This window comes from Fibrobacter intestinalis, from assembly GCF_900167415.1.
Classification (GTDB): Bacteria; Fibrobacterota; Fibrobacteria; order Fibrobacterales; family Fibrobacteraceae; genus Hallerella; species Hallerella intestinalis.
Genome location: NZ_FUWU01000103.1, coordinates 1 through 3467, shown reverse-complemented (window position 1 = coordinate 3467; position 3467 = coordinate 1). Strand labels below are relative to the sequence as shown.

The following is a 3467-nucleotide window of genomic DNA, read 5'->3' as shown; positions in this document are numbered from 1 at the left end:
AATAGCGAAGAATCGCCGTTTTCATTGCAAAAAAAAGAACTTTTTTGTAAACTATTAGGGCTTTTTCTCGTTTTTATGTTATTTTTAAAGAGTAAAAGAGTTTTTGCTCTTGTTCTCTAGTCGAAATCAGCAAATTTCACCTGTACGGGAACAAGGCGAACGCTCACGCAGGTATGCTGTTTTGCGGCGTATCTCAGTTTGTCGTAACCGGCTTTTCAACCGGTTCTTGGTCGTATGGCCAAGGGCAACAGCCCGTTTGGGGCGTGGGTCGTTTGCATTTATCGTACTAGGCAATGCTGAGCCTCGACTAGGTAAATGCAACGATCTACGCCTTTTTTGCGTCCTCACAAAATTTGGCACGGTTCCTTGTTGAGCAGGGGCGGAACTCCAACGCTGTAAACGATGGAGATGCAATCCTATGGAAAAACAGGAACAGGCTTATGACTATATGTCAGACCACACATTAAAGAACCTTATAAATCTTGACGAAGATGTGGCTTGTGTCTTGGAAACGGCCCCTTTATCCAAGGCAACCACCATAATGCTGTCCAAGGGTTTTTCACAGCTGTTGGTACTCAAACGGAAACCGAACAACATGGTGTTGAGGGAAAATATTGTTGGGGTGGTTTCCCTGCAATCTATTGTTAGCCGTTTGATGGTTTCTAGCATATCGCTGGAAATGCCCGTGCGCAAATTTGTTGAGCAAGGACAAATGTCCTTATGCACCGAAGATAGTAGCCTGCTATCTGTGTTGGATGACCTGGGAAAAAGTGAGTATATCTTGGTGCTGGATAGTAAAGGAACTTTTGTTAAGCGCTTGATTACGGCCTTTGATATAGCCGTTCTATACAAGCAAAAAGTCATTCCCTACTCACAAATTGAATTCATTGAATGCTTTATTCGCGATAGGCTTATCAAGTTCGGGGTTCTCCCTTCAAATGACGCCTATGGGGAAAAGTTTGTTTTTAGTGACTTCATCAGTCTTTTTTCTAAGAATTGGCAAAAAATGGAGATGGGGTCTCTGGATTACAGTTTGTTCGTTCAGTTGCTAGAAAAAGTCCGTGTGGCTCGAAATGCCATGATGCATTTTAGAACGCTGGATGCCGCATCGCGGAAATCTATTGACGAAATGGTAAGGCTTTTAAACATAATAATGTAAAGGAGAAAAGTATGCCAAGAATACATAAGAACTATAAGTGTTCTAAGTGCGGCAAAATCTTGCATGAGGGTGATTCCGTTCTTGTTTGCATAGAATGCCGTCGCCCTGTATGTGAAGAATGCTGGAAAAAGGGTCAGCAACTATGCCCGATTTGCAAAGAAAGCATACAACCAGATGTAATAAAATAGCCAGATTATCGAGGAATTTCTGAGGTAAAACTATGAAAACGTCAATCATCAGAAAAAGTTCATTGATTAGCGCTGCCTTTGGCATAGCCTTAATCTCTTCGTCATCTTTTGTCGGTTGCGGCAGCGGCGATGATAACGGAACTGACGCCGACACAACAGCCATAGTCCAGTTGGCTGAGGAATTAGGAGAATGTTCTGCTTCCAACGAGGGAGCCGTATTCTGGGATGAATCGGAAAACAAAGCCTATGTTTGCTCGATGGGAAATTGGGTTGATAACGCTCAAATTGACAACAGCTTGTCTTCGGAGCATAATACGGATGAATTAAGTGGTTCATCGAAAAATGATGAGATGATTAATAATCCAGATTCCTTGGGCTCAGGAATTTCTAGTAATAAAGAAAGAAGCTCAAGTTCTAGTGGAAATGATGGTTTGTCTAGCAGTACCGTTTTATCAAGTAGCAGTCATAAAACAATTTCATCTTCCTCTAAGCAGGATAATGCTTCTTCAAGCAGTAACTCAAAGAAAACTTCATCTTCAAGTATGGGGTCAAAATTTGCAAATGGGGTGCTTACAGATTATCGCGATGGGCATACTTATGGAGCGGTAACCATTGGTTCTCAGACCTGGATGTCGGAAAACTTGAACTTTGCCTCTGACAGCAGTTTCTGCTACAACAATGACGAAGACAATTGTACAAAGTATGGAAGACTTTATAAATGGGCTGCCGCTGTGAATAAATCCGAGGAGTCCTGTGGCTTTGGAAATACATGTTCTTTGCCTTCGGAAAAAATTCAGGGTGTTTGCCCTAGTGAATGGCATTTGCCGTCAAAAGCCGAATTTGAAACTTTAATTTCGGCGATAGGAGGGCGCAACATTGCTGGAAAAATTCTCAAGGCCTCAATTATTAATGGCTCTGACGATTTTGCCTTTGCTGCGTTACCCGCTGGTTATAAGGCCGAAAGCAAAGGTTTTCTTAATGAAGGTCGAAGTGCTTATTTTTGGAGTTCTGAAGAGGGGGCTTATGGACTTAGTGCATACGAAATGTCGCTCAATAGCGCATCCGCAATTGCATATCTACAGACATTGGGCAAGTCCTATGCGGCATCCATTCGGTGCATTAAGGATGTTCCATGGAATCCCTATGTAATAAGCTCTTCAAGTAGTCAAAATACATCGTCTTCATCGTCTCAAAATAATTCTTCCTCGTCTAGCCAGAGTATTTCGTCTTCTAGTACAGGTTCTACACTTGTCAATGATATTCTTACAGATTACCGTGATGGTAAGACATATAGGACTGTAAAAATCGGAAATCAGAGATGGATGGCAGAGAATTTGAATTATAAGATATCCTATAGCGTTTGCTATGATAGAGACAACAGTAATTGCGAAATGTATGGACGGTTGTATAGGTGGCAGGCCGCTATGGGGAGTATTTGCGAAAGTTGCAGTGGTGTGTTTTCTGGAGGAAGAGTCAGGGGGGCTTGTCCGGAGCGCTGGCATTTGCCTTCAAAAGAGGAATTTGAAACATTGATAGAGGCCGTGGGTGGTATAGAGAACGCGAGTGTCCTGAAGTCATCCAGTGGCTGGAATAAGAACGGTAATGGCTCGGATACATTCATGTTTTCTGCGTTGCCTGTTGGGGAGTGTAATATAAATTCTGTTGAATGTCATAATAAAGGAAATTATGCGACTTTTTGGAGTTCTACTACAGAGGATTATTCTGCAGCTAAGGCGTATTACTTTGTTCTCTATGCACAATATCCGGCTAAATTAAATGCTGCAACGATTGGTAATTCCTATGGATATAGTGTTCGTTGTGTATATGACTTTGAGCGTTAGGGATAGTGACCCGTAGGGCGAAGACTTGCGGACGTCATTTATTTGATGCTTTAGGGTAGCAAGGCTTCGTTGCAAGAGCAATACGGGTGTGCCGCAGGTGCGCACGGGTTGCCTTGCAATATAGCCCGACCCACGAAGTGGGGAACGCCCCAAAAAAGAAGAACTCAACGTTCGCGAAATGAAGTTCTTGGAAGATGAGACGAAGCTCGTGCAGCTCTCCGCCAAGCCCAACTTCCTCGCCATCAAGGCGAAGGGCCCGGATTACGCGAAGAACATGAA

Annotated in this window: 2 protein-coding genes and 1 pseudogene; all 3 read left to right on the top strand. The window is 43.0% G+C overall.

From position 1 onward, the window contains the following. Positions 1 to 418 precede the first annotated feature (418 nt). Positions 419 to 1159 (top strand): CBS domain-containing protein, encoded by a 741-nt coding sequence (locus B5D40_RS14955; RefSeq protein ID WP_078777555.1) that lies wholly within the window; start codon positions 419 to 421, stop codon positions 1157 to 1159. 220 nt (positions 1160 to 1379) lie between these two features. Further along, positions 1380 to 3188 (top strand): fibrobacter succinogenes major paralogous domain-containing protein, encoded by a 1809-nt coding sequence (locus B5D40_RS14950; RefSeq protein WP_078777554.1) that lies wholly within the window; start codon positions 1380 to 1382, stop codon positions 3186 to 3188. A 166-nt stretch (positions 3189 to 3354) separates the two neighbouring features. Further along, a pseudogene (locus B5D40_RS16615) lies at positions 3355 to 3467 on the top strand (hypothetical protein); the annotation flags it as partial.

Bases quoted from the DNA above. Each gene is read 5' to 3' on its own strand.
- B5D40_RS14955 (WP_078777555.1), top strand. From the start codon at position 419: ATGGAAAAACAGGAACAGGCTTATGACTATATGTCAGACCACACATTA.
- B5D40_RS14950 (WP_078777554.1), top strand. From the start codon at position 1,380: ATGAAAACGTCAATCATCAGAAAAAGTTCATTGATTAGCGCTGCCTTT.